Origin of the sequence: Idiomarina sp. 017G (assembly GCF_004362265.1) — a bacterium.
GTDB classification, from domain to species: Bacteria; Pseudomonadota; Gammaproteobacteria; order Enterobacterales; family Alteromonadaceae; genus Idiomarina; species Idiomarina loihiensis.
The window spans coordinates 73,112-96,217 of record NZ_SNWT01000007.1 but is presented as its reverse complement, the minus strand read 5'-3'; the positions used below and the strand labels follow the sequence as shown (position 1 = coordinate 96,217).

Annotated in this window: 29 protein-coding genes and 1 pseudogene; 12 read left to right on the top strand and 18 right to left on the bottom strand. The window is 48.8% G+C overall.

What is annotated here, in order from left to right; translation table 11 throughout:
• Positions 1–49: 49 nt before the first annotated feature.
• Positions 50–1,372, top strand: coding sequence for an MATE family efflux transporter (locus DEU30_RS10030; RefSeq protein WP_114982114.1), 1,323 nt, complete (start codon positions 50–52; stop codon positions 1,370–1,372).
• Here DEU30_RS10030 and DEU30_RS13770 read toward each other — a convergent pair.
• The 4 genes and pseudogenes from DEU30_RS13770 to DEU30_RS10015 all read right to left on the bottom strand — a co-directional run bounded on the left by DEU30_RS13770 (position 1,344) and on the right by DEU30_RS10015 (position 4,183).
• On the bottom strand, positions 1,344–1,913 hold the full coding sequence (locus DEU30_RS13770) for a DUF4397 domain-containing protein (protein WP_347813348.1): 570 nt from the start codon (positions 1,911–1,913) through the stop codon (positions 1,344–1,346). The genes DEU30_RS10030 and DEU30_RS13770 overlap by 29 nt on opposite strands.
• 396 nt (positions 1,914–2,309) lie before the next feature.
• A pseudogene (locus DEU30_RS13680) lies at positions 2,310–2,728 on the bottom strand (DUF4397 domain-containing protein); the annotation flags it as partial.
• Between the two features lie 115 nt (positions 2,729–2,843).
• Positions 2,844–3,422, bottom strand: a complete 579-nt coding sequence (nfuA, locus tag DEU30_RS10020; RefSeq protein ID WP_114982115.1) for a Fe-S biogenesis protein NfuA — start codon at positions 3,420–3,422, stop codon at positions 2,844–2,846.
• A gap of 71 nt (positions 3,423–3,493) precedes the next feature.
• On the bottom strand, positions 3,494–4,183 hold the full coding sequence (locus DEU30_RS10015) for a phosphoribosyltransferase family protein (protein ID WP_110013032.1): 690 nt from the start codon (positions 4,181–4,183) through the stop codon (positions 3,494–3,496).
• Between the two features lie 36 nt (positions 4,184–4,219).
• Here DEU30_RS10015 and bioH point away from each other — a divergent pair, with 36 nt between their 5' ends.
• On the top strand, positions 4,220–4,987 hold the full coding sequence (bioH, locus tag DEU30_RS10010) for a pimeloyl-ACP methyl ester esterase BioH (protein ID WP_110013031.1): 768 nt from the start codon (positions 4,220–4,222) through the stop codon (positions 4,985–4,987).
• Positions 4,988–5,002: 15 nt separating this feature from the next.
• Here the strand turns inward: bioH and mutM are convergent, their stop codons facing one another.
• Positions 5,003–5,815, bottom strand: a complete 813-nt coding sequence (gene mutM, locus DEU30_RS10005) for a bifunctional DNA-formamidopyrimidine glycosylase/DNA-(apurinic or apyrimidinic site) lyase (protein ID WP_110013030.1) — start codon at positions 5,813–5,815, stop codon at positions 5,003–5,005.
• Positions 5,816–5,830: 15 nt separating this feature from the next.
• Positions 5,831–6,298 (bottom strand): hypothetical protein, encoded by a 468-nt coding sequence (locus DEU30_RS10000; RefSeq protein WP_227016368.1) that lies wholly within the window; start codon positions 6,296–6,298, stop codon positions 5,831–5,833.
• A 157-nt stretch (positions 6,299–6,455) separates the two neighbouring features.
• Between DEU30_RS10000 and DEU30_RS09995 the strand changes: the two genes are divergently transcribed.
• Positions 6,456–7,073: a 2OG-Fe(II) oxygenase gene (locus tag DEU30_RS09995; protein ID WP_110013028.1), complete on the top strand. Its 618-nt coding sequence runs from the start codon at positions 6,456–6,458 to the stop codon at positions 7,071–7,073.
• Positions 7,074–7,135: 62 nt separating this feature from the next.
• Here the strand turns inward: DEU30_RS09995 and rpmG are convergent, their stop codons facing one another.
• The 3 genes from rpmG to radC all read right to left on the bottom strand — a co-directional run bounded on the left by rpmG (position 7,136) and on the right by radC (position 8,396).
• Positions 7,136–7,291, bottom strand: a complete 156-nt coding sequence (gene rpmG, locus DEU30_RS09990) for a 50S ribosomal protein L33 (RefSeq protein WP_006953863.1) — start codon at positions 7,289–7,291, stop codon at positions 7,136–7,138.
• An 11-nt stretch (positions 7,292–7,302) separates the two neighbouring features.
• Positions 7,303–7,539, bottom strand: a complete 237-nt coding sequence (rpmB, locus tag DEU30_RS09985; RefSeq protein WP_011233504.1) for a 50S ribosomal protein L28 — start codon at positions 7,537–7,539, stop codon at positions 7,303–7,305.
• A 182-nt stretch (positions 7,540–7,721) separates the two neighbouring features.
• Positions 7,722–8,396 (bottom strand): DNA repair protein RadC, encoded by a 675-nt coding sequence (gene radC, locus DEU30_RS09980; protein WP_011233503.1) that lies wholly within the window; start codon positions 8,394–8,396, stop codon positions 7,722–7,724.
• A gap of 110 nt (positions 8,397–8,506) precedes the next feature.
• Between radC and coaBC the strand changes: the two genes are divergently transcribed.
• Genes coaBC through slmA form a run of 3 tightly spaced genes read left to right on the top strand, consistent with a single transcriptional unit; the run spans position 8,507 to position 10,840 of the window.
• Complete coding sequence (gene coaBC / locus DEU30_RS09975) at positions 8,507–9,727, top strand: bifunctional phosphopantothenoylcysteine decarboxylase/phosphopantothenate--cysteine ligase CoaBC (protein WP_034818934.1); 1,221 nt, start codon at positions 8,507–8,509, stop codon at positions 9,725–9,727.
• An 18-nt stretch (positions 9,728–9,745) separates the two neighbouring features.
• Entirely contained in the window at positions 9,746–10,201 is a 456-nt protein-coding gene (gene dut / locus DEU30_RS09970; protein WP_034818936.1) for a dUTP diphosphatase, read from the top strand.
• 48 nt (positions 10,202–10,249) lie between these two features.
• Positions 10,250–10,840 carry a nucleoid occlusion factor SlmA gene (gene slmA / locus DEU30_RS09965; RefSeq protein WP_011233500.1) on the top strand — a complete coding sequence of 197 codons (591 nt, stop codon included), beginning with the start codon at positions 10,250–10,252 and terminating at the stop codon, positions 10,838–10,840.
• A gap of 18 nt (positions 10,841–10,858) precedes the next feature.
• On the opposite strand, the gene gpsA is transcribed toward slmA, so the two are convergent.
• The 3 genes from gpsA to DEU30_RS09950 are packed head-to-tail and all read right to left on the bottom strand — an operon-like array spanning position 10,859 to position 12,850.
• A complete protein-coding gene (gene gpsA / locus DEU30_RS09960; protein WP_034818938.1) occupies positions 10,859–11,860 on the bottom strand; it encodes an NAD(P)H-dependent glycerol-3-phosphate dehydrogenase in 1,002 nt (333 codons plus the stop codon).
• A 12-nt stretch (positions 11,861–11,872) separates the two neighbouring features.
• Positions 11,873–12,376 carry a protein-export chaperone SecB gene (secB, locus tag DEU30_RS09955; protein WP_011233498.1) on the bottom strand — a complete coding sequence of 168 codons (504 nt, stop codon included), beginning with the start codon at positions 12,374–12,376 and terminating at the stop codon, positions 11,873–11,875.
• Positions 12,377–12,418: 42 nt separating this feature from the next.
• Positions 12,419–12,850 carry a rhodanese-like domain-containing protein gene (locus DEU30_RS09950; RefSeq protein WP_011233497.1) on the bottom strand — a complete coding sequence of 144 codons (432 nt, stop codon included), beginning with the start codon at positions 12,848–12,850 and terminating at the stop codon, positions 12,419–12,421.
• Positions 12,851–13,015: 165 nt separating this feature from the next.
• On the opposite strand from DEU30_RS09950, the gene gpmI reads away from it, so the two are divergent.
• The 3 genes from gpmI to DEU30_RS09935 are packed head-to-tail and all read left to right on the top strand — an operon-like array spanning position 13,016 to position 16,455.
• Complete coding sequence (gpmI, locus tag DEU30_RS09945) at positions 13,016–14,551, top strand: 2,3-bisphosphoglycerate-independent phosphoglycerate mutase (protein WP_034818940.1); 1,536 nt, start codon at positions 13,016–13,018, stop codon at positions 14,549–14,551.
• A gap of 3 nt (positions 14,552–14,554) precedes the next feature.
• Positions 14,555–15,700 carry a peptidoglycan DD-metalloendopeptidase family protein gene (locus DEU30_RS09940; protein WP_034818942.1) on the top strand — a complete coding sequence of 382 codons (1,146 nt, stop codon included), beginning with the start codon at positions 14,555–14,557 and terminating at the stop codon, positions 15,698–15,700.
• On the top strand, positions 15,700–16,455 hold the full coding sequence (locus DEU30_RS09935) for a divergent polysaccharide deacetylase family protein (protein ID WP_034818944.1): 756 nt from the start codon (positions 15,700–15,702) through the stop codon (positions 16,453–16,455). Before DEU30_RS09940 ends, DEU30_RS09935 begins: the two co-directional genes overlap by 1 nt.
• Here the strand turns inward: DEU30_RS09935 and DEU30_RS09930 are convergent.
• The 5 genes from DEU30_RS09930 to ftsY all read right to left on the bottom strand — a co-directional run bounded on the left by DEU30_RS09930 (position 16,412) and on the right by ftsY (position 20,529).
• Complete coding sequence (locus DEU30_RS09930) at positions 16,412–16,669, bottom strand: YkgJ family cysteine cluster protein (RefSeq protein WP_114982116.1); 258 nt, start codon at positions 16,667–16,669, stop codon at positions 16,412–16,414. The two genes, DEU30_RS09935 and DEU30_RS09930, sit on opposite strands and share 44 nt — an antisense overlap.
• On the bottom strand, positions 16,670–17,530 hold the full coding sequence (gene rpoH / locus DEU30_RS09925; protein WP_114982117.1) for an RNA polymerase sigma factor RpoH: 861 nt from the start codon (positions 17,528–17,530) through the stop codon (positions 16,670–16,672).
• A 145-nt stretch (positions 17,531–17,675) separates the two neighbouring features.
• Positions 17,676–18,665, bottom strand: coding sequence for a permease-like cell division protein FtsX (ftsX, locus tag DEU30_RS09920; RefSeq protein WP_011233491.1), 990 nt, complete (start codon positions 18,663–18,665; stop codon positions 17,676–17,678).
• Positions 18,662–19,339 (bottom strand): cell division ATP-binding protein FtsE, encoded by a 678-nt coding sequence (gene ftsE, locus DEU30_RS09915; RefSeq protein WP_114982118.1) that lies wholly within the window; start codon positions 19,337–19,339, stop codon positions 18,662–18,664. Before ftsE ends, ftsX begins: the two co-directional genes overlap by 4 nt.
• A gap of 2 nt (positions 19,340–19,341) precedes the next feature.
• Entirely contained in the window at positions 19,342–20,529 is a 1,188-nt protein-coding gene (gene ftsY / locus DEU30_RS09910; protein ID WP_114982119.1) for a signal recognition particle-docking protein FtsY, read from the bottom strand.
• Between the two features lie 103 nt (positions 20,530–20,632).
• On the opposite strand from ftsY, the gene rsmD reads away from it, so the two are divergent.
• Positions 20,633–21,214 (top strand): 16S rRNA (guanine(966)-N(2))-methyltransferase RsmD, encoded by a 582-nt coding sequence (gene rsmD / locus DEU30_RS09905; RefSeq protein ID WP_114982120.1) that lies wholly within the window; start codon positions 20,633–20,635, stop codon positions 21,212–21,214.
• Positions 21,211–21,513: a membrane protein gene (locus tag DEU30_RS09900; RefSeq protein WP_034818953.1), complete on the top strand. Its 303-nt coding sequence runs from the start codon at positions 21,211–21,213 to the stop codon at positions 21,511–21,513. The genes rsmD and DEU30_RS09900 overlap by 4 nt, the downstream gene beginning before the upstream one ends.
• Here the strand turns inward: DEU30_RS09900 and DEU30_RS09895 are convergent.
• Positions 21,461–22,069, bottom strand: coding sequence for a YjaG family protein (locus DEU30_RS09895; RefSeq protein WP_114982121.1), 609 nt, complete (start codon positions 22,067–22,069; stop codon positions 21,461–21,463). The two genes, DEU30_RS09900 and DEU30_RS09895, sit on opposite strands and share 53 nt — an antisense overlap.
• Before the next feature lie 62 nt (positions 22,070–22,131).
• On the opposite strand from DEU30_RS09895, the gene DEU30_RS09890 reads away from it, so the two are divergent.
• Positions 22,132–23,091 carry a threonine/serine dehydratase gene (locus tag DEU30_RS09890; protein ID WP_114982122.1) on the top strand — a complete coding sequence of 320 codons (960 nt, stop codon included), beginning with the start codon at positions 22,132–22,134 and terminating at the stop codon, positions 23,089–23,091.
• Positions 23,092–23,106 lie beyond the last annotated feature (15 nt).

Below are 23,106 nucleotides of genomic sequence, written 5' to 3'. Positions count from 1 at the left end.
CTGATAAAGTATAAAAGCCGTTTTTAACCGAGTTTACTTAAGGATAGTTATGCACAAGCTGTTTGGATTTTCATTGTCTGATCACAACCGCGTTTTTGCGATTGCCCTGCCAATGATCATTTCCAATATTGCTGCGCCGCTTCTCGGTCTGGTTGATACTGCCATCATAGGTCATTTGCCTGACGCTATCTACTTATCCGCCGTTGCCGTTGGTGCCATGGTGGTCAGTTTTATTTATCTGCTGGCGGTATTTTTGCGTATGGCGACAACCGGCTATATAGCCCAGTCCTACGGTGCCGATGACATACATGCTCAGCGGCAGCACTTTAATAACGGCATTATTATCGCGCTGGGTTTAGGCGTTTTAATAGCCGTTGCCAGCCCGTTAATTAATGACTTAGCCATGTGGGTTATCGCCCCTTCTGTCGAGCTCGAAGGCTACGCCCGCGATTACATCGAAATTCGCTTATGGTCAGCACCGGCTTCGCTGATAACGCTGGTCGCTCTGGGGGTATTATTAGGCCGGCAAAACAGCCGCAAAGCCATGCTCCTGGTAATCATTACCAACGCCGTGAATGTGGTTATGGATGTGATACTCATTCTTGGCTTTGGACTGAATGTAAAAGGCGCCGCCTGGGCATCGTTAAGTGCCGAGTGGGTAACCGCCATTGTCGGTTTCTACTGGACCGCCCGTGCACTGGGCTGGCACTTACGTCACTGGCAGCTCAAATTTCAGCAGCTGCGTCAGTTTTTAGGCGTTAACGGTAATATTTTTATTCGCAGCCTGGTGTTGCAGCTGTGTATGGCCACAATGACAGGCTACGCGACGCGCTACGGCAGTACCATGGTGGCAGTTAACGCCGTACTCATGCAGTTCCTGATGCTAATCTCTTTGGGGTTAGACGGCATAGCCTATGCCGTGGAAGCTCTTGCCGGTGCCGCAAAAGGTCAGAAACGTTACGATAAAGTGCGTTACTGGTGCAAAATTACTTTGCTCTGGTCGTCACTCTTTGCTGTGGTTTATACGTTGGTTTTTGCCCTGGCCGGCAGTGCAATTATTCGCCTTATTACCGATATTCCTGAAATCATCCGGGTTGCCGAAAACTACCTGCCATGGATAGTGGTGTTGCCACTCATTGCTCACTGGAGCTATTGGTTTGACGGTGTTTTCATTGGTTTATCGTTCAGCCGTGGTATGCGTAATACGATGATATTAAGCGCTTTAATTGGCTTTCTGCCTTTATGGTGGGCGGGATTGCCGCTGGAGAACCACGGGTTGTGGTTAGCTCTCAGCGGCTTTTTATTCATGCGTGGTATTACCCAGGCAATTTGGCTTAAATACTTTAGTTCGCCAGGTCATCCATCAGGATAAGCTGCGGAGGTAAGCCGCCGCTGGTTGCATCAACGGCAACTGCCGTGTAGATACCACCGCCCTCTAAAGTCAGAACCGGCGTCTGGATAGCAATGTCCTGCGTACCCGTTGCGGTTACCGTAACCACATAGTCACCCGGAGTTAACGGAACGTTGCCGGTGCTCACCAGGCCTTCTGCGTCAAACGCAATATCGGTAAAAGCAGCGTCTGCGCCACTAATGTCATCGGTTTCAGTGACATAGATATCAACATTACCGGCACTTGGTGCTGCATGCACCAACTGTATTTTGGCTTCAGTCGCCACGCTACGACGTTCTTCGGTCAACACTTGCAGACCAATAGTGCTCAGTTCACCGACAGCATAAACTGAATAACTCATTGCGTTTTCTACTTCCAGAGGCAGGTCCTCAAGCACTACGGGAGAACCTCCGGCAGCGGCAACATCAACACTGTATTCAGCGGCTTCCAGATTTAAGTAGTCTGTCGCGCTTAAAAATGCCAGGTCAGCAATTTGAGGATCCGCGGCGTCGTTTAATGTCACGTCAACATTCGGTGCATCAGCTACGGCGTGCACAACACGAACATCCGCACCAGCATCTGCATCATTAATTAAGGTGGTTGCCTCACCGTCGCTCACTTGCAGAGTGACGGGTGAACTCGCAGAGTTAGCAGCAACATTATTGGTTGCGGCAATAATGTAGTCACCCCCGTCAGCCAGGCTCACGGTTCCCGAGTCGTAAACGACCGCATCATCACCCGCACCGGTTAAACGAATGCGATAGTCACCGTTTTCAACATCAACCTGACCACTGTCTTCCCCGTAAGCAAGCGTTAAAGTAGCTGAGGCACTGCTTAACTCAGCGTCCGGAGCTGTCAGATACACATCGACAGTCGGCGCACCATAGGCAGCGTGTACAACCTGAATACGGCTTTCACCTGCTGCAACATCCGATACCGGGTTAGAAAGAACCAATGGCTCTAAAGACTCGTCACCCAGCTGACCGGCAGCAAAACTTCGTAGCGAGTATCCGCGGCAAAGGTTAAGGAAGCCGGACCAATAGCATCAACGGTACTGTCATCGGGTAAAATACCCTGAACCGTAATGTCATAGTCACCAGCATCAACTTCCAGAACGCCGGAAGACGTATGGTAAGGCACATTTTCTAATAATTCGGTTTCACCTGCTAAAACGTTAACGTTAGGCGAATCGGCAGACGTGTGGTGTACCCGTACAAAGCTTGATTCAGCTTCAGGAGGTGGTGTGTTAGTATCGTCATTGTCACTGTCGAACCAGTCACAACCTGTGATGAGAAAAAGCGATGTCGCTATGACACCCAGTTTTTTGATCCCTTGCATAATTTAAATCCTCGTATTGATTAGGCAAATATCGTTACGAGCATTATTTGTGCAAGGGATCACATATTTTTAACATCAAAAAATCGAAAGATACTAAGTTGTATAATCGAAAGGTCTAGTAGTAGGAGTGTTCTCCGGGCTCATGATCAGTGATATCACGCACGCCTTTCACTTCTTCCGGGAAACGCTCAAGCAACTCTTTTTCAATGCCGTTTTTCAGGGTTACGTCAATCATACTGCAACCATTACAGCCACCGCCGAATTGCAGAATAGCAACGCCGTCATCAGTAATTTCTGACACCATCACCTGTCCGCCGTGGCTGGCAAGCTGGGGATTAATCTCCGCCTGAATAACGTATTCTACCCGCTCAATTAGCGGTGCGTCGTCGTCCACTTTACGCGCTTTGGCGTTCGGAGCTTTCAGAGTTAACTGAGACCCCATTTCCTGCTCTTCAAAATCAATAGCGGCGTCTTCTAAAAAAGGTGCACTGCCTGAATCCACTACGGCATCAAAACCATTAAACGGCAGACGCTCGTCATCCGGTTCTACCGAATCTGGCGGGCAATAAGAAACACCACACTCTGCATTCGCCATACCCGGGTTCACCACAAACACACGAATACACGTGCCGTCGGGCTGATCGGCTAATAGCTTCTGAAAGTGGGACTGCGCTGCTTCTGAAATACGAATCATAAATACTGACCTCACGGCTTATACCTGAGTAAATTACTAGGGTATAGTGTAACCGAAACGCCCTGCAGTTTCTAGTCGTGCTGGTTATAGACAACGGCCCACGCATCCACCGCTCTAGCCCCTTTTTTGTAGAGCGCATCGGCTGCTGCCATCATAGTGGCGCCGGTACTCAGCACGTCGTCCACAACCGCTACCGTACAGCCACTAAAATCCTGTAAAGCGAGTTGGCTGCCCCGACTGTTCTCCCAGCGTAATGCCTTTGATGCCATATGCTGCATGGGCACGGCCCGTATTTTACGTAATCCGCCCGCAATGTAAGGTAACTCAAGAGCCACTGACACATGCCGCGCCAGTAACGCAGTCTGGTGGAAGCCTCTTTTACGCCAGGCTTGTTGCGTCATAGGCACCGCAACAACGCAGTCTGGCAGTGGCTGTTCGCGATAGCAAAGGCGTAAATGAGCCGCTAACTGGTTTGCCAGTAAAGGGGCCAGCTCGGCTTTATAGCGAAATTTAAACTGAGTAATAAGCTGTTGTACCTGCGGCTCCCAGCGCAATGCACCGTACCAGTAGCGGCACGGCTTCTGCTCCGCCACTAAATGCTGTTCAATATCGGACAAATGCTGACAACAACGCGGATACCAACGCGGCAGTGCTTCTTCGCAATAAGGGCAAAGGCTTGCAGCGGCCACCTTAGAATAACCGCAACTCCAGCATGTGCCCAACTCAAAAGCATTGGCGAAACGCTGTAAAAACGCTAGCATACCACCCCTTAATTAATAACTCGGACAGGTAGTATAGTGAGCCTTTCGGTAACGTGCTGTGGTACAGGAACCCCTATTGTTGTACTCCATGGCTGGGGAATGAATTCGAACATCTGGCAACCCGTGGTACCGGCATTAAGCGAGCACTTTCAGTTGTATTGCGTCGACCTGCCCGGTTTTGGCGACTCTGTCTGGTCATCAGAGAATGAGGTGTCACTGGAAAGTTTTATTGAACAAATTATGCCAGCCCTGCCGCCACGCTTTCACTTGCTGGGGTGGTCTTTAGGCGGGTTAATTGCGACACAAATTGCGCTGACGCATTCTGACCGGGTTATGTCCCTAACCACCGTTGCATCGTCACCGCACTTTGTGGAAAGCAACGACTGGGCTGGAATCAAACCTGACATTCTTGAGCAGTTTCAACAGCAACTGGACAGCAACTTTAAAAAGACCATTGAGCGTTTTTTAGCGATTCAGGCCATGGGCAGCGAGGACGCACGCGAACAGGTTAAGCAGGTAAAACAGCTGATATTTACCAAGCCTATGCCAGACCAGGGTGTGCTGAAACAGTCCTTAACCATTTTGCAAACCGCAGATTTACGCCAGCAACTACCCGGCATTGAAGTTCCCTTTCACCGTTTTTACGGACGCCTGGACAGCCTGGTTCCGGAGCGCGCTATCAACGATATTTCCGCACTGGCGCCGGAGTCAAAAGCTGTGGTATTCACCAAAAGCGCACACGCCCCATTTATTTCGGAACCGGAGCGCTTTGTCAGTGAATTGCTGAAGGTTGTTGAGAACTAAGAGTTAAAAACCAAACTAGCGCTGGCACTGGGTGCAGTACACGGTGCTGCGCTGACCCAGACGAATTTCTTTCAACCGGTTACTGCACACCATGCAAAGCTTACCGCCACGCCCGTAAACCTGAAGTTTTTGAGCGAAATAGCCCGGGTTACCGTCCACTTGAGTGAAATCTTTTAAGGTAGTGCCGCCCAGCTCTATAGCGCTTGCCAGGGTTTCTTTTATTATCGGCACCAGTTTCTGGTAGCGCACTTTACTGATTTTCCCGGCCGCTCGCTTTGGGTTTATACCCGCCTTAAACAAAGCTTCGTTCGCGTAAATATTACCGACACCCACCACAACTTTGTTATCCATAATAAAGGTTTTCACCGACTGCGAACGCCCGCGTGAGCGCTCAAATAAATAGTCGATATTAAACGCGTCGGTTAACGGTTCCGGACCAAGCTGGCTTAGCAGTTCATGCCCGCTCACATCACCGTCACTGTAAAGCAAAGCGCCAAAACGCCGTGGATCATTCAAACGCAGGGTTTGGCCGTTATCGAACTCAATATCAATATGGTCATGTTTGTAGTGAGTTGTTTCGGCTGGAACCACGCGCAGCTTACCCGACATACCCAGGTGCAATATCAGACAGCCGTTATCAGTCTGTAAGAGCAAATATTTTGAACGGCGGCTAACCGAACGCAGCACGTGTCCTTCGACCTGATGCACAGTTTCAGGGACCGGCCAGCGCAGGCGCTTATCGTGAACCTTAACCGACTTAATTGTGCGGTCTTCAATGTGTGGAGAAATGCCTAAACGGCTGACTTCAACTTCGGGTAACTCTGGCATAAACCTAAAACTTCCTTAATGACCCAGTAACTGACTGGCAGTAAATTCTATAACACGATAATTCTGTTGCTGATTTGGCAAACGGATCATCAACTCGGGCTCTGAATAAAGCTCAACACGTGCTTCTTCGCCCCCGACAAAACCAAAATAAATTTCCGTTATTAAATTTTCAGCTGGCTGTTCGGTTGGCGTCATGGTTAATGCCAACCAATTTTCAGCGACGCTGGCGGCCGCTTTTTCCGATAAACGACATGGAGCCTGACACTGCCATTGCCCGTCATTTAGCGCTAACTTCAGTTGGTCAATTTGTATTGTTCTCAAGTTTCCATCATTCGGTATTAAGCCTATGACTTCGCCCGATTCAGCCTCTTGCGCAATACCGTCATCAGCTTCCTCTTTAACCGGCGGAGCGACATACCAGAACACCACCATGATAATTAATATCACGTAAACCAAAACGTTGTTCCATGCCCTTCGGGTCATGGTCAGTCCAAATATTTTTCGCTTCTCATTCACTTTCATCGGCTTGCGCTCTTTGTGCTAAGGTTCGAATAATTCTCTTGTTGCCGTACTCCTTGTTACTGGAGACAGAATACCCTATATTCTCGCGCGACAACAAAGTACGGAGCTTTATTGCATTATGGTGCTATCTGATATTATCGACAAAGTTGCCGACCACGGCTACTGCATTATCGATGATTTTCTGCAGCCGCGGCGTTCGCAGGCTCTGTATCAATATGCTCTGCAATTACCCGCGCAATACTGGAACCTGGCAGGTATAGGCCGCCAGCAAAACCAGACCATTAATACCATGGTTCGTAACGACCGCATTTACTGGCTAACGTCCGAAGAGCCGCGTCATAAAGACTACCTAAGCATTATGGATGAGTTACGCCACGAATTTAACCGCGAGCTCTTTCTTGGCCTGTTCGATTACGAATGCCACCTGGCGCATTACCCTAAAGGCGCGTTTTATAAAAAACATCTGGATGCGTTTAAAGGCAGAAGCAACCGAGTGCTCACAACGGTATTTTATCTGAACCCCGAATGGCAGGAAACCGACGGTGGGCAATTGGTTATTTATGGCGACAAGGGACAGGTGCTGGAAACCGTACTGCCTAAACAAGGGCGTTTAGTGGTATTTTTAAGCGACCGCTTTGTGCATGAAGTACAGCGCTCGGAACGTGACCGCTTCAGCATTACCGGCTGGTTCCGAATTAATGCCAGCATCTCGGGCATTATTGACCCGCCACGATAAACTCAAACGCCACCCAATAAAAAACCCAGCCGAAGCTGGGTTTTTTGTAAGCTTTAAACCAATTACTTGATTTTAGCTTCTTTGAAGATCACGTGCTTACGAACCACTGGATCGAATTTTTTGATCTCCATTTTTTCTGGCATGGTGCGTTTGTTTTTGTCTGTGGTATAGAAATAACCTGTACCAGCAGATGACACTAAACGAATCTTATCGCGCATAATTTAGTTCCTTAAACCTTAACACCACGGCCGCGGAGATCCGCTAATACCGTATCGATACCGTTTTTATCAATGATACGCATACCTTTAGTAGAAATGCGTAACTTAACCCAACGCTTCTCGCTTTCTACCCAAAAGCGGTGCGATTGAAGGTTCGGCAGGAAGCGACGTCTAGTCGCATTGCGTGCGTGCGAGCGGTTGTTACCGACTACCGGACGCTTACCTGTAACTTGGCATACTTGTGACATGTCTTTACTCCAAAATTGCTGCAAGCTCGCCTGTCGCCCAACGTGACCTTGCCTATAAATCCGAGGGCGCATTTTATACAGCAAACTGCCCTTCTAATCAAGCTTATACGACGGAAATTTGATCGTCATCGATCGTTCGGTGCGGATTTTACGTGATTTTTAACCAAACCGCCAGTACAAAACTACAACAATCCGCGCTCTGCAAAAGAAATTGGATCGCCGGCGCCCACGACGAAATGATCCAACAACGCTACATCAATTAAAGTCAGGGCTTTTTTAACTCGTTCGGTGACTCGCTGGTCAGCCTGGCTGGGTTCTGCAACGCCCGATGGATGATTATGTGCCAGAATAACCGCCGCCGCATTATACTGCATAACCAGCTTTATTACCTCACGTGGATACACTGGCGCGGCATTAATGGTGCCCTGAAACAGCTCTTCGTAACGTAACAGCCGGTGCTGGCTGTCCAGCAGTAAAATAGCAAAGACTTCGCGGCCCTGATGACGCAACTGTGAGGTTAAATAGTCTTTGACCATGGTAGGTTCGGTAAAGCCGTCTGAACGCTCCAGCTGCCATTTCAGGTAGCGTCGTGACAATTCCAGCACAACCCGCAACTGATTCACACGGGCCGGGCCTATGCCGTTGCAAGCCAATAGCTGCTCAGGAGTGGCTGTTAACAAAGCGCCTACACCGCCGAAGTCACTTAGTAAACGACGCGCAAAACTGACAACGTCCTGCCCGCCACTGCCGCTACCAAGTAAAATAGCTAATAATTCTGCGTCACTCAGGTATTCTGCCCCCTGGGTCTGCAGTTTTTCTCTCGGTCGTTCCGAAACGGGCCATTCCTTGACGCTCATTCTTTTCTCCTTAATTCTTACCTTAATTCTTAAGAGAGAAGTATAACGACCATCTACCCAGTCACGGGGTCTCATGTTATCTTTACACGACTTAACACTAAGGGGTTCGCATGGCACAGCTGCAGAACAAACACATACTTTTAGGTATTACCGGTGGCATTGCCGCCTATAAGGCACCTGACCTGGTGCGCCGTTTGCGTGAGCAGGGCGCAGAAGTTCGTGTGGTGCTGACTGCCGGTGCCAAAGCCTTCGTAACCCCACTTAGCTTACAAGCGGTGTCCGGCTTTACGGTCAGCGACGACCTGCTGGATCCCACAGCAGAAGCCGCTATGGGCCATATTGAACTGGCTCGCTGGGCGGATCTTATTCTTATTGCTCCGGCCACGGCTAACACCATTGCCCGTATTGCTCACGGCTTTGCCGATGACCTGTTGAGTACCCTGGTTTTAGCCAGTAAAGCGCCGCTCGCCATTGCTCCGGCAATGAATCAGCAAATGTGGGCGGCTACTGCGGTGCAGGAAAACATTGAAACGCTACTCAGCCGTGGTGTGCAAATGATAGGCCCGGAAAGTGGCGAACAGGCCTGTGGCGATGTCGGTTACGGCCGCATGAGTGACCCTACAGAGATTGTGCAGGCGTTAATAAAAAAAGCCCCTGAAGCCAAGCAAGACTGGCAGGGTAAAACCTTTGTGATTACCGCAGGCCCGACCCGTGAAGCCATCGACCCAGTGCGCTACATCAGTAATCACAGTTCCGGAAAAATGGGGTATGCCCTGGCTGAAGCTGCTGCACATGCAGGGGCTGAAGTCATTTTAGTATCCGGGCCAACGCAACTGCCCACGCCCGCCGGCGTTCAACGCGTTGACGTAGAAACCACAGAACAAATGCTAAACGCGGTACAGCAGCAACTGCCAAACTGCGATGTGTTTATTGGTTGTGCCGCTGTGTCAGACTATCGGGTTGCTGAGGTTGCCTCGCAGAAAATAAAAAAAGAACAGAACAACCAGCCGCCACAACTAAAGCTGGTGCAAAACCCGGACATTCTGCAGCAGGTCGCCAGCTCTGAAAAACCACCTTTTACCGTTGGGTTTGCGGCCGAAACTGAAAACCTAAAAGCCAACGCGCTGCGCAAGCTGGAGCGAAAGCAGCTACAGATGATTGTCGCTAACGACGTTAGTCAGGTTGGGCTGGGTTTTAACAGCGACAGCAATAACGCCATTATTTTGAGTAAGGACAGTGAGCAGTCACTTCCAACAATGAGCAAGCATGATATGGCTATTGCAATTATCGACGCGATAGCCAAACGTTATTTTAATACCACTGCCAATTAATAAGAAAGTGAGAACTCCATGACGCAAGTCGAAGTAAAAATTTTAGATGACCGCATTGGCCAGTCTATCCCGCTTCCTGAATACGCCACACAGGGCTCTGCCGGAATGGATCTGCGTGCCTGCCTGGACCAGCCATTAACCATTGAGCCAGGACAAACTCAGTTAATAGGCACCGGTATTGCCATGTACATTGGCGACCCGAATTATGCGGCCACTATTTTACCGCGTTCAGGGCTGGGCCATAAGCACGGCCTGGTGCTGGGTAACCTGGTCGGCCTTATCGACTCGGACTACCAGGGCGAGCTTAAAGTGTCCTGCTGGAACCGCAGTAATCAGGCTTACACCTTTGAGCCTGGAGACCGTATTGCGCAGCTAGTCATTTTACCGGTTGTGCAGGCGCAAATGTCGATTGTTGAAGAGTTCCACGAGACGGATCGTGGTGAAGGTGGTTTTGGTCATTCTGGTCGTTCGTAGTTACAGCAACTAATCATTCTGGCCTCTCAAATAAGGAAAGTTACTGTCATGGCAGAACAAAAACGTAACCGTCGTGAAGAAATTTTACAGGCTTTAGCGGCAATGCTGGAAACCAGTCCGGGTCAGCGCATTACTACAGCAAAACTGGCGGCTAATTTAGGCGTTTCAGAGGCGGCTTTATATCGTCACTTTCCGTCGAAAGCGCGGATGTTTGAAGGGCTTATCGAGTTTGTTGAAGACACCCTGCTAACCCGTATTAACATGATTATGGACGAGGAGAAAAACACCCTCTCCCGCTGTCACGCAATATTGCAGCTATTGCTGACGTTTGCCGAGCGCAACCCCGGTATTACCCGTGTTATGACAGGTGATGCATTAATGGGTGAACATGACCGTTTGCGTGGTCGTATGGAAGATTTGTTCAACCGTATAGAGAGTTCAATTAAGCAAATACTGCGCGAGAAAGCGATGCGCGAACAGCAGCGCTTTATTGTGGACGAAGCGGTATTAGCGAACTTATTACTGAGCTATGCCGATGGCAAAATCAGTCAGTTTGTACGGTCTAACTTTAAGCGTTTACCGACCGAGCATTTCTCGGCTCAGTGGCAGGTAATGGAGCAACAGCTAATCAGTGCGTGAATAAAGGCGTAAAACAGATCACTCCGTTTTACGCTCACGGCTTAATAAATCGATAGCGGCCTGTTGCGGTTCTTTGCCTTCGTAAAGGACCGCATATATCTGCTCACAGATGGGCATTTCCACTTCGTTGCGCGCTGCTAAAGCAACCACTTCACGGGTATTACGGTAGCCTTCAACCGACTGCCCGATACTCTTCAGCGCTTCATCAACTCCTTTACCCTGACCTAAAGCCATGCCAAAACGGCGATTACGCGACTGATTGTCGGTACAGGTAAGAATTAAATCGCCCAAACCTGCCATACCAGTAAAGGTTTCGCTTTTTGCGCCTAACTTCAGACCTAACCGGGTAAGTTCAGCCAAACCGCGGGTAATAAGCGCCGTGCGGGCGTTAGCACCAAAGCCAATACCGTCGGCCATACCAGCACCAATAGCTATGACATTTTTAACCACGCCACCTAGCTGCACACCAATAAAGTCGTTATTGGTGTAAACCCGGAAAGAACGGTCACAATGCAGAAGCCCGGAAAGCTCTTCGACAAAGGCCTGATCGGTTGACGACATAGAAATGGCAGTAGGTAAGCCTTTAGCCATTTCAATAGCGAAAGTAGGACCGGATAACACAGCTAGCGGATGCTCGTCGCCCAGAGTTTCTTCTGCGACTTCGTACAAAAGACGCCCACTGTCCGGCTCTAATCCTTTAGTTGCCCAGGCAACGCGGGCATGTTCCGCTAACAAAGGTTTTGCCTGCTTCAGCATAGACGAAAACGAATGACTGGGAACCACAACCACTACGTTTTTCACGTCTTTAAGGGCTTCGCCTAAGTCGGCAGTAACCTTTAATGATTCGGGAAACGGGCACGCCGGCAGGTACTCTTCGTTTTCATGAGCCGTTTGCATAACGGCAACTTTATCGGCATCCCGCCCCCATAAGGTAGTAGGAATACCTTTACGGGCAAAACAAATAGCAAGGGCGGTCCCGTAAGAGCCCGCCCCTAATACTGTCACCTGAGGTGTCTGCATTATTGTATCTGCTTACGCGTCTGCAGTTTGCTGACCCTGAGCCTGTTCAGCTTGCTGCTGCATGTGACGCTGGAAAATCGCATCAAAGTTAACAGGAGCCAGGTTCAACTGTGGGAAAGTCGCACGGTTAACAAGGTTTGAAACGCACTCACGAGCATAAGGGAACAAAATGTTCGGGCAGAAAGAACCCAGCATGTGTGCCAGCTGGCCGTCCTGAACTTCTTCACCAATAGTGAAAATACCCGCCTGATGTACTTCACAAAGGAAAGCAACGTCGTCTTCAACTTTGTTAGTTGCCGTCAGAGTCAGTACCACTTCGTAAACACCGTCTTCAATTTTTTCGTGTTTAACGTTCAGGTCTAATTTAAGGTCAGGCTTCCATTCTTTACGGAAAATAGCCGGAGAGCTTGGAGTTTCAAAAGAGATGTCTTTAGCGTAGATACGCTGAATAGCGAATTGTACTTGCTGCTGTTGGTTTTCAGCTGCTGCGCCGTTTGCTTGCTGTTCTTCAGCCATGATTTTACTTCCTATTCTTTTTTAAGTATTAGACGAATTTTATTATTTTTTCTGCGAAACCGGCAATTTGGCGCTGCGCCATGTGTTCATACCACCTTGCAGCACAGCAACTTGAGTAAAGCCTTCAGCCGTTAGCTGGCTAACTGCCGATTTTGCCGTCATTCCTGTTGCACAGACTATCACAATGGGGGCTTCTTTGAACTTTTCAATAGAGGAAAGTTCTTTTTGTTTAATTTTTTCCATCGGTAATGACACCGATCCGTGAATGTGTCCTTTCTTAAATTCATCCGGACTACGAATATCAACAAAAACGCCATCACCGCGGTTTACCCATACCGTGGCCTCTTGAGGTTCTAAATTTTTTGTCGGTGACATAGCCGATCGAATCGTGGTCACAATCAGTGCGACTAGCAGCACAACCCAGATACCACTCATCATCGGGTTGCTTTTGACAAATTCCATAATTTCTTGCATAAGACCTACCAGTATTCGTCGGTAACAGAAAAGAGTTGCGGGTCAAGAGTATACCTGTACAAATCGCAGTTTCCAGAAAAATCTTGGGTGGATGCGTAAGCTCTGGAAATCGAGTAGAATGTTGGCTAATTTCATCTGTGAAAACACCGAGCAATGAGGCCCATTATGACTCCTACGATAAAACCTTTGGTATTGTTGATTCTGGACGGCTGGGGTTACCGTGAAGATGCACCTGATAATGCGATAGCCAAAGCGAATACTCCGGTTATGGATCGTTTATGGGAAAAATACCCGCATTGTCTGGTCGATGGCTCCGGTGGCGCAGTTGGTTTACCTGACGGCCAAATGGGTAATTCCGAAGTGGGTCACGTTAATTTAGGCGCTGGCCGCATTGTTTATCAGGACTTTACCCGCATTAGCAAAGCCATTTCTGACCGCAGTTTTTTCAGTAACACGATACTTTGCGACGCCCTGAAAAAAGCCAAAGCTGCTAAGGGTGCAGTCCATATTATGGGGTTACTCTCCGCCGGTGGTGTTCACAGCCACGAAGACCACCTGGTCGCAATGATAGAAATGGCGGTTGAGCAAGGCGCAGAAGACGTTTACCTGCATGCTTTCTTAGATGGTCGTGATACACCACCGAAATCGGCACTGCCTTCCATTGAACGTTTTGAAGCCTTATTCGCACGTTTAGGCAAGGGTCGTTTCGCCACCTTAAGTGGCCGCTTCTTCGCCATGGACAGAGACAAGCGCTGGGAGCGCATTGAACAGTCTTACAAAGCGGTTTATCACGGTCTTTCAGGGGTAACATCTGCCAACGCAACAGACGCAGTAGAAAACGCTTACGAGCGCGGCGAAACCGATGAATTTGTCACGCCAGTTATTATTGGGCAACCAGCACCAGTTGCCGACGGTGATTCCGTATTTTTTATGAACTTCCGTGCTGACCGTGCCCGTGAAATGACTCAAGCCTTTGTCGACAAAGACTTCGACGGTTTTGACCGTGGCTCGCGCGCTGACATTAGCGAATTCGTTATGCTGACCCAATATGCCGATACCTTAAAAGCGCCCAGCGCCTTCCCACCCGAGCCTTTGAATAATGTACTGGGTGAATGGCTTGCTAAGCATGATAAAACTCAGCTGCGCATTTCCGAGACAGAAAAATACGCACACGTTACTTTCTTTTTTAGCGGCGGACGCGAGCAGGAATTTGAAGGCGAGAAACGTGTTCTTATTCCTTCACCTAAAGTTAAAACCTACGATTTACAGCCTGAGATGAGTTCAGAACAGCTTACCGACGAATTGGTTGCAGCCATTGAGTCTCAGGCCTTTGATGTTGTGATTTGCAACTACCCGAACGGTGACATGGTTGGACATACTGGTAATTTTGATGCCGCCGTTAAAGCTTGTGAAGCCGTTGATCATAGTGTCGGACGAGTGGTTTCGGCATTAGAAGCTGTTGGTGGTGAATGTCTGATAACGGCAGACCATGGCAACGCAGAGCAAATGAGTGACGCCACTACCGGGCAGGCACATACCGCTCATACGAACGAACTTGTGCCTTTTATTTATGTGGGTCGACCGGCTAAAGCCCGAAATGGACGCCTGTCAGACGTTGCACCAACCATACTGCATTTAATTGGCATGGAGCAGCCGGACGAAATGACCGGTACGTCGCTAATGACGTTAGAACAGGATTAACTTATGCCAATAAGGCTGTTTTGGGCAGTGGCGCTGGGGCTGGTTGTTATCAGCCCCGGTTTAGCGCAGGACTATAGCGAGGATGATAAAGCCTCGACTCAAGCCGAAATTGCAGCGGTTAAAGAGGAACTGGCTAAGCGTTTGCAGGCTATAGAAGAGCGAAGCAGTGCACTAAACTCAACTGAACGACAACTGCGTGATCTGGAAATAAAAACCTCAGAAATAGCCGGCTCTTTGCGCCAGACCGACACTGAACTTCAAGAAATTACTGCAGAAATAGCTGACTCAGAACAACGCCGCGAAGAGCTTAAGCAAAAACAAAAGCAGCAGATGACACAACTGGAAGATCAGCTGGTTTCCGCTTATATGAACGGTAAACACGACTTTCTGAAAATGCTGTTAAACCAGCAAGACCCTGGCCAGTTTGAAAGAATGTTGAGCTATTACCAATACATGAATGCCGCCAGAGTTGAAGAGATTGAAGTTATTCGGCGCACTCAGGAAGAAATTGCCACGCTGACAGAACAACTTAAGCAGCAACAAAACCAGTTAGCGAGCTTACAGGCCGAACAACAAGAACAACGCGCGCAACTGGAGCAGCAGCAACACCGGCAGGAAGAGAAGTTAGCAGAGCTGCAACAGCAGCAACGTAAAGACCGGTCCCGGGTGACTCAGCTGGAGCAAAGCCGGGAGCAATTAGAGCAGGTATTAAGTGCCATTGAAACCGCGCTGGCTCAGCAAAAAGACGTTCGTCTGGTTGGCCTGCAGGCAGTCAAGAATCAACTTCGCTGGCCAAGTGACGGAGACGTGAAACGCTTGTTTGGACAACGCCGCGAAGGTCCGCTTGAATGGAAAGGTGTGCTCATTGAAGGACAAAACGGCCAACCGGTTCGCTCTATTGCTAACGGCCGCGTGGTATATGCAGACTGGCTGCGAGGCTTTGGTTTAGTCATCGTTATTGACCACGGTGAGAGTTATATGAGCTTATATGGCCACAACCAGACATTAACAAAAGCGGTTGGTGATAAAGTGCGTAAAGACGAAGAAATTGCACTGATGGGTCAGTCTGGTTCACGTAATAGTGCGGCACTTTACTTTGAAATTCGCCATCAGGGGCGTCCACAAAACCCAAGTAACTGGATACGCTGATGTTGAAGCTTGTACTTTCTTTGGGTTTACTGGTGTGCCTGATGGCGCCAGCTTATGCCTCTAAGATAGCCATTGTTATCGATGATATAGGCAATAATAGAAACGATTTAAAAGCAGCTCTGTTACCCGGCAATATCAGTTTCGCAGTGCTGCCCTATACCCCTTATGCCCGCGCTTTTGCTTTACGTGCCCATCATCAGAAAAAACAAATACTACTGCATATGCCAATGGAAGCCGTTGAAAATAACCGACCGGGTCCCGGCGTGGTTACGGCGGATATGAACAATGCGCAGATCAAACTGCAACTGGTTGATGCCCTGGACTCAATACCTTACGTTACTGGCGTGAATAATCATATGGGAAGCAAATTGACCCAACTACAAATGCCCATGCAAGCGGTGATGGAAACACTGGCGGCGCGCAAACTCTTTTTTATTGATAGCCGGACATCTGAGTTCAGCGTTGCAGAAAAAATGGCGGGAGAATTTGGTGTACGAACATCACATAGGCATGTGTTTCTTGATAACCAAGTTGATGAACCCTATTTACGGCAGCAATTTGAACAACTGCTGAGTATAGCCAAACATCAGGGACAGGCCATAGCTATTGGACATCCTTACCCAGAAACACTTAGCTTTTTGCAAAAGCAACTACCATTATTAAAAGAGCAGGGTATTGAATTGGTATTCGTATCTGAGTTAACCACAGTAGTTAACCGCAATGAGTATCTTCTTCCAGTGACGTCAGCAAAATAAGCGCCTGCTCGCGAGTTTCGCCGCAGACATAGTCATCGGCAGAAAACTCACCACACACTTTCGGCCGTTCTGGCTTCCCAAATAAACGACACAAATTATCGTCATCGAGTTGAACACAGCGCACACCCGCCGATTTGCCGTTAGGCATACCGGGGATGGGAGAACTAATTGAGGGGGCTATGCAGCAAGCGCCGCAACCAATGCGGCACTTCATTTAGCTCATTGCGAGACGAAGTTTCTTCATCGCGTTTTGTTCAAGTTGGCGAACACGCTCTGCCGAGACTTCGTATTTTGCTGCCAGGTCATGCAGCGTCGTTTTGTCTTCCGATAACCAGCGAGACTGGACGATATCCTGACTACGCTCATCTAAGTGACTCATTGCACCCAGCAGTTTCTGCTGTGTATGGCTTTCGTAGTCTTCCGCTTCAATTTCTGCGGCTAAGTCGGAACGCTTGTCCTCCAGATACATCGCCGGAGAATAGGCACAGCCCTCTTTCGAGTCATCGTCGTCTGAACTCAGTTCAAACGCTTGATCGTGGGCGCTCATGCGAGTTTCCATTTCCAGCACTTCTTTAGTACTGACACCCAGCTCGTTAGCTACCGTTTCAACTTCTTTCTGACTAAACCAACCTAAACGCTTTTTCATTTTACGCAGGTTAAAGAACAACTTACGCTGTGCTTTAGTGGTTGCCACTTTAACAACGCGCCAGTTACGCAGCACGTATTCATGAATTTCTGCTTTTATCCAGTGAACAGCAAAAGACACCAGACGCACACCAACTGATGGGTCAAAGCGTTTCACGGCCTTCATTAGGCCAATATTGCCTTCCTGAATTAAATCGGCTTGCGGCAGACCATAACCCGAATAACTACGAGCTACGTGTACCACAAAACGGAGATGCGACATGATGAGTTCTTTCGCTGCATCAAGGTCACTGTTCTCGTATAATCTTGTTGCCAACGCCTTTTCTTTTTCGGCGGTGAGCATAGGAATACGGTTGACTGACTGAATATAGCCGTCGAGTCCTGCCCCTTGGGGAACCGATAATGCCATAGTGTTTAATTCAGTGCTCATTTAACAACCTCTACTTAAAATACCGACTTAATTACTGCTTTTTCAGTCAGCTTTTAAGACCCTTTTTGAGTCTAAAAGTTCCATTATGATCATTGCAGATCAGGTAATTCAGTATAACTAAGCCTATGGCTTTCGCAACCCCATTTTATTCAGGTTCTATGCTTTGTATATGACGTCTTACAGCCAAGTAAGAACCTGCTAAACCTAATCCTACAGCGACCAACCATATAATCAATAGCTCGCCTAACGTCAGACCATTTAATTGGAAAGGCGTCTCGTAAAGTTCAGTTAAATCTACTACGGCACTCTCCACCCACCAGATCAGTAACGCGGTTGCTAACCAGGCAACCAGTCCGCCAATAATTCCGTACCAGACTCCGGTGTATAAAAAAGGACGCTGAATAAACGCGTTAGTCGCGCCGACCAGTTTCATCACCATAATTTCGTCACGCTTGGACAGTATATTTAACCGAATCGTGTTCCCTACAATAAGCACCACCGACAAACACAGCACCACGGCCAGCGCTCCGAGAATATCTTCAATTAAATTGAGAATTCCCTGTAGTCGGTTAAGCCATTCCAGATCCATTTTCGCGTAAGCGACTTCGCGTTGTTTTTCCAGCCGGTTGAGCAATTCCTCGGCCCGCTGGGGCGATCGATGCGACTCAGCCGGAATAACCACCAACACGTCCGGCAGCGGGTTTGATGACAGGTAATCCAGTGTTTCACCAAAGCCCGACTCTTTCTTAAACTCTTCCAACCCCTGCTCTTTTGGAATAAGGCGCACTGACTCAACACCTTCGGAGAGTTCCGTTTGCGTTTTTAATGTATCGACTTCAGATTGCTGCAGATCCTTCCTTAAAAACAAGGTAACTTCAGAGGCTTCCTGCCAATTATCAGCAATACTGGTGGTATTTTTGACTAACACGTAAAGCGACGACGGCAGCGTCAGGCTAAGCCCCAGTACCGCCATGGTCATAAGAGAAGCAAAAGGATTACGCCACAACTCGCCTAAACTCGCAATGGCCTGCTGGGCATGATGCACAGGAACCATAACGAGTCTGCGCCACCAGGGCAATCGGCCGCGATTACTGGCACCTTTTTCAATGCTGCGGTTGCGGAACAATAAACTCATAGTTCACTGTCCTCCAGACCATCGTTAATCATACGTCCGTCTTTTAAAGTTAGCGTGCGGTAGCGTAAGCGTGCAATGAGGCCTAAATCGTGGGTGGCAATGAGGACAGCAACACCGACTTTATTAAATTCTTCAAACAACCGGATAATTTCCATCGACAACTTAGGATCGAGGTTACCGGTGGGCTCATCGGCCAGTAGCAAAGGTGGCTTAGTCACAATAGCGCGGGCAATACCCACTCGTTGCTGCTCACCACCGGATAACATTTTCGGATAGTGTTTTACTTTGTCGGCTATACCCACTTTCTCCAGCGCAGCCATGACACGCTTGCGCGCCTCCTGAACACTGTAGCCTTCGATAATCAGCGGCAACGCAACGTTATCAAATACCGTTTTATCCATGAGCAGGCGGTGATCCTGAAAAATCATGCCAATATCACGACGCACATAAGGCACTTGCGAGGGCTTAATCTTTCGCAAATCGTGCCCGTTAATCAGCACCCGGCCTGCGGTTGGTCTTTCCATTAAACTGATGAGTTTAAGCAAGGTACTTTTACCCGCACCGGAATGGCCCGTTAAAAAGGCCATTTCACCGGGCTCTACGTGGAAGTCGACATGGCTTAGCGCCTGATGGCCTCCACGATAGGTTTTACTGACTTGCTCAAAGCGGATCATGATTAACTCGCTGTTGTCTGTTCTGATTCGTCTACGTTACGGTCAAATAGCGCCGCGATAAAGTCTTTTGCCACAAAAGGCCGTAAATCTTCTAAGCTTTCGCCCACACCAATATAGCGAATCGGAATAGCGAACTGGTCTGCGACCGCGAAAATCACCCCGCCTTTTGCGGTGCCGTCGAGCTTAGTCATCACAATACCCGAAACGCCCACGGCCTCGGTAAAGAGTTTTGCCTGGCTAATAGCATTCTGACCGGTACCAGCGTCAAGCGTCAGCATCACTTCGTGCGGCGCTTCCGAGTCCAGCTTTTTCATTACCCGAACCAGCTTTTTCAGCTCTTCCATTAAGTTGGCTTTATTTTGCAGGCGTCCGGCGGTGTCCGCAATAAGCACATCAACGTCGCGTGCTTTAGCAGCCTGCAGCGCGTCATACAGAACAGAAGCGCTGTCGGCTCCGGTATGCTGAGCAATAACCGGAATGTCGTTACGCTCGCCCCACACCTGAAGCTGTTCTACCGCCGCCGCACGGAAAGTATCACCGGCGGCCAGCATTACCGACTTACCTTCAGCTTTAAATTGCTTAGCCAGCTTACCAATAGTGGTAGTTTTGCCCACACCGTTTACGCCGGTCATTAGAATCACATAAGGCGAGTCAGATTCCGGTATCTCCAGACGCTTATCGACTGGTTTTAAAATCTCGGCTAACTGCTCTTGTAACAGCTCATACAAAGCTTCCGCGTCTTTTAACTGCTTGCGGTCAGCTTGTTTTGTCAGATTATCAATAATTTTGGTGGTGGTCGCGACACCCAAATCTGCCATTAATAGCTGAGTTTCGAGTTCTTCAAACAGGTCGTCATCAATTTTCTTACCACGGAATACGCCAATAAGACCTGAACCGATAGAACCGGAAGTTCTGCGTAAACCTTGGGTCAGACGTGCCCAGAAACCTTTCTTCTCACCCTTCTCTTTTGGTGCGACTTCGGTTGGTTCTGGTTTATGTTCTGGCTTATGTTCAGGTTTAGCTTCGGATTTAGTTTCTGATTCTGGCTCTGGTTCAACTACGGGCTCAGGCTCAGCTTCTGATTCAGGCTCTGGCTGCTCCTGTTCTTCGACTACCGCATCTTCTTTTTTCTCTTCGGCCTCGGGTGCCTTTTCATTACGCTTTTTCTTAAACAGCGAAAACATCGACATATTGGTTTCCTTGGAACTGACACGCAGGAATCGTTAAACTATAGGCTTTAGTTTACCATGCTGTTAACAAACTGACGACGGTCTGAATAAAGGAAGCCACAGAGTGAGACAAAAACGCCAGACAAGCGCCAGCGGCGACTATCGGATTATTGGCGGAAAATGGCGCGGTCGTCGCCTTCCCGTTGCCGACAGCCCGGGTTTACGTCCCACCACGGACCGCGTACGCGAAACTCTGTTTAACTGGCTGCAGTGGGACATTACTGACGCCCGGGTGCTGGACTTATTTGCCGGCAGTGGCAGCTTAGGTTTCGAGGCTGCGTCGCGTGGAGCGGCTCAATTGACCCTGATAGAGGCCGTAAAAACGGTAAGCCAGCAATTACAGAATAATGTCACCTTGTTAAGCAGCGAAAACATTGATGTTATTACTCATAACGCACTCGACTGGCTGCAAACTCAATCCGCTGAAGCCTACGACATTGTTTTTATTGACCCGCCGTTTCGCGAAGGGCTGGCTGATAAAACGTTAAAACTACTGGATGAAAGCAACTGGCTGGCAGCCGACAGTCGAGTGTATTTGGAAACAGAAAAAGAGTGGCCATTGAAATTACCGGCAAACTGGCGTGTGACCAAAGAGAAAACTCACGGACAAGTTTGCTTTCGCTTACTGACGAAGGACATAGCATGAAAGTTATTATTATTGCGGGCAAAGTGGTTTTTGCCGTTATCTGGCTGGGTCTTTTTGCTCTGCTTGCAGGAGCAAACGGCGAGCTCAGCACTCAGTCCATTGGTTTGCTGAGCTTATTATTAGCCATTATGGTTATTACTCACTTGCTGCTGCTTGGTATTTTTGTTGCCACCATGAAAGAGGTCTTTCCCTGGCGCAAAGGCGACAGCTGGCAAATCCTGGCCTTTGGCATTTTCGCCTGGCTGTCTATTCTTCAGCGTCCAAAGCCAGACCAAGGTTCGACACCCCCTCGTCGTTAAGCATCATTTTTAACTGGCTTACCAAAGCTCTGTTTACCGCAGGCTGTTGTTCAAGAAAGTTGATCATAGCCTGCTGAATCGCAACTTCATATTCCATTAATTCATGGTTCTGAACGTGTTCTTTTAACTGCTCGGTACCCACTTCTTCGGCGTCATTTAATTCAATAAATTTCGCCACACTGGCTTGTGATATTTTTGCCACATCCAGAAAGTTAGATCCGTTATCGTCCAGCAGCCCCTGCAACAACGTACTCAACGCCGTGCAGGCATCCATTGCCGGGTAGACACCCAGCATATCGTGCCCGTATTCACTGGGCGTTTGCTCGTCGACTTTTTCCTGCCAGCGGGTAAAGTTAACCTTCGTTTTCTTCGGGTTCGCGACCCAGTCCCAGCAGGCATTTAGCGTGCCGTGCAAAGGTTTACTGTCGCCAAAGCCGGTTAACTGATGGAAGAAGTCGTAATTAGGAACCATGCGTTCGCACAAATATAACGCCATAACAATTTGCTGTTCACGCGGCAGTTCGCGTATGCGCTGAAAGGTATCGAGTTGACTCACGTTCCGGCTCCAGACAGTGTATGCTTATCACTGTGTCGTTTTATTCGTTAAGGGCTCGTATTATGCCGAAGTTATCGCTCCCCTGCCATGCCGATGTCGTACAAGCGCAGCAAAGAATTAATAGCTATACCGTCAAGACCCCTGTGCTGACAAACCCTGCGTTAAATCAGCAATTGGGCTGCGAATTATTTTTCAAATGCGAGAATTTGCAACGTACCGGGGCCTTTAAGTTCCGTGGTGCCACTAACGCGCTACTTAAGCTTAGCCCGGAGCAGCGCCAGCAAGGGGTTATCACCGTGTCTTCCGGCAATCATGGTGCGGCATTAGCCCATGCAGGTAAAGCTTTGGGTGTAAAAGTAAAAGTGGGTGTACCCATTAATGCTCCCGCAATAAAACGGCAAAATATTGAAGCCGGTGGTGCGGAAACTACCGACATAGAACCCGGTATGGCAGCGCGTGAAGCCATTGTGACCAAGTGGCAAAAGGAAGGTAAAAGTCACTTTATACCGCCTTATGATCATGCCGACATTATTGCCGGTCAGGGCACAGCAACACTTGAGTTACTGGAGCAAACTGACGCACTGGATGCGGTAATCACGCCACTGGGTGGTGGTGGCTTGCTTTCAGGTGCCTGTCTTGCCTGCGACGGTACCGAAATACAAGTGTTCGGCGCGGAGCCGGAATTAGCGAATGATGCTTTCTTGTCGTTAAAAGCCGGAGAGCGGCAACCGGCGTTACCCGCGAAAAGCCTGTGCGATGGCTTACTGACTCAAGTTGGTGAATTGCCTTTTGCTATTATTCAGCAACGTATCAGCGATATCTTAGTCTTGAAGGATGAAGACACCCTAAGCGCCATGAAGCTGATTTGGCATCATCTGAAAATTATTGTGGAACCGTCGTCTGCTATCGCTTTAGCTGCGGTTATACAAAATAAGTCGCTATTTGAAGGTAAACGAGTGGGGTTGGTGCTGAGCGGTGGTAATGTTGCAGCGCAGCCGGAAGATATAAAGCTGCGCCAGTAGTCGAGCCTATATCAA